Annotated in this window: 1 protein-coding gene; it reads left to right on the top strand. The window is 43.0% G+C overall.

What is annotated here, in order from left to right:
* Nucleotides 1–140: 140 nt before the first annotated feature.
* Nucleotides 141–1,711, top strand: a 1,571-nt coding sequence (locus MUP17_11755; GenBank protein MCJ7459648.1) for an SBBP repeat-containing protein, incomplete at its 3' end; no start/stop codon positions are given.

The following is a 1,711-nucleotide window of genomic DNA, read 5'->3' as shown; positions in this document are numbered from 1 at the left end:
TTTTTTTAGGGGCTTGATTTATCAAGCCCATGCCGATTTGTCAGTGGCGCGGCTTTCAAAAAACGCTTGTCAAAATTAAGAAACGAGTTATATTAATCTCGGAGAACATAGATTTAGCACTCTTTATCCATGGAGGAGCTATGAAGAAAATACTCCTAATTTTTTTCTTTAGCATAGTGAGTATGTCGAATCATATCTTCTTCTTTACCACATCTCTCCTTGCTCAGGTTGATATCGCCTGGGTGAAAAGGTATAACTGGCCAACGAATTTTGATGATTGGGCGACAGATTTAGCAATAGATGCTTCTGGGAACGTTTACGTAACTGGGGTATCTGGCTCTGGTTATGACTCTACGTCGCAACCTGACTATGCCACCATAAAATATCGTCCGAATGGAGATACTGCTTGGGTAAGAAGATATAATGGACCAACTGGTATCTTTGACGCTGCTGATGCCATAGCTGTAGATAGTTCTGGAAATGTTTATGTAACTGGAGCATGTGATTTTACGGGAACTCACTCAGACTATGCTACCATCAAGTATTATCCGAATGGGGATACAGCTTGGGTAAGAATATACAGCGGGCCAGCAAACGCCTGGGATGAAGGTTTGGATATAGCCGTAGATGTTTCAGGGAATATGTATGTAACCGGATATAGCACCGGCATTGGGGTGGGCTATGATTTTGCTACAATTAAGTATGACCCGACTGGGAACGAGCTCTGGGTGAAAAGATATAATGGACCAGGAAATTATAATGACGTGCCTCATGGTATGGTCTTAGATCGTTCTGGTAATGCGTATGTGACAGGTTATACCACAGTTGGTCCAGGAAGGGCTTTGGATTATGTCACTATCAAGTACTATCCTAACGGAGATACTGCTTGGGTCAGAAGATACAATGGACTGGGAAATGACTGGGACGAGGCTTTTGCTATAGCCATAGATGATTCTGATAATGTTTACGTAACCGGGGGTAGTGCGGGAATAGGAAGCTATGCAAATTATTTTGACTACGCCACCATAAAATATTACGCTAATGGAGACACCGCTTGGGTGAGGAGATATAACGGTCCTGATAACAGCTTGGATGAATCTCGTGATATTACAGTCGATGGTTTTGGTAATGTCTATGTGACCGGGGGAAGTATCGGTAATGGCACAGGATTTGATTATGCAACGATCAAGTATTATCCGGATGGAGATACAGCCTGGGTGAGAAGATATAATGGGCCAAGGAACGATGAAGATGGGTCTTCATCTATTGCTATAGATACCGCCGGCAATGTCTATGTAACAGGATGGAGTTACGGCAATGGGACTGATCGTGACTATACAACCATACAGTATGACCCAAATGGGGCGATGGTCTGGTTGAAAAGGTATAATGGGCCGGGAAACTACTATGATTGGGCTGATGAGATAACTGTGGACGGTCTTGGTAATGTTTATGTCACTGGATGGAGTGTGGGCGCTGGAACGCGTGAGGACTATGCTACCATCAAATATGTCAATTTACTGCGTTGGGATGTAAATAACGATAAAAAGCTGAACGTGTCAGATGTAGTTTATTTAATCAATTATCTTTTAAGAAACGGACCTGCTCCAGATCCTCTGACCTCAGGCGATGCCAGCTGTGATGATGAAGTAAATATAACCGATGTGGTTTATTTAATTAACTATTTTTTCAAAGGCGGGCCGGCGCCAGC

The organism is Candidatus Zixiibacteriota bacterium, assembly GCA_022865345.1.
Taxonomy (GTDB): Bacteria; Zixibacteria; MSB-5A5; order MSB-5A5; family RBG-16-43-9; genus RBG-16-43-9.
The sequence above is the reverse complement of the archived record's forward strand: the minus strand, read 5'-3'. Positions and strand labels throughout refer to the sequence as shown.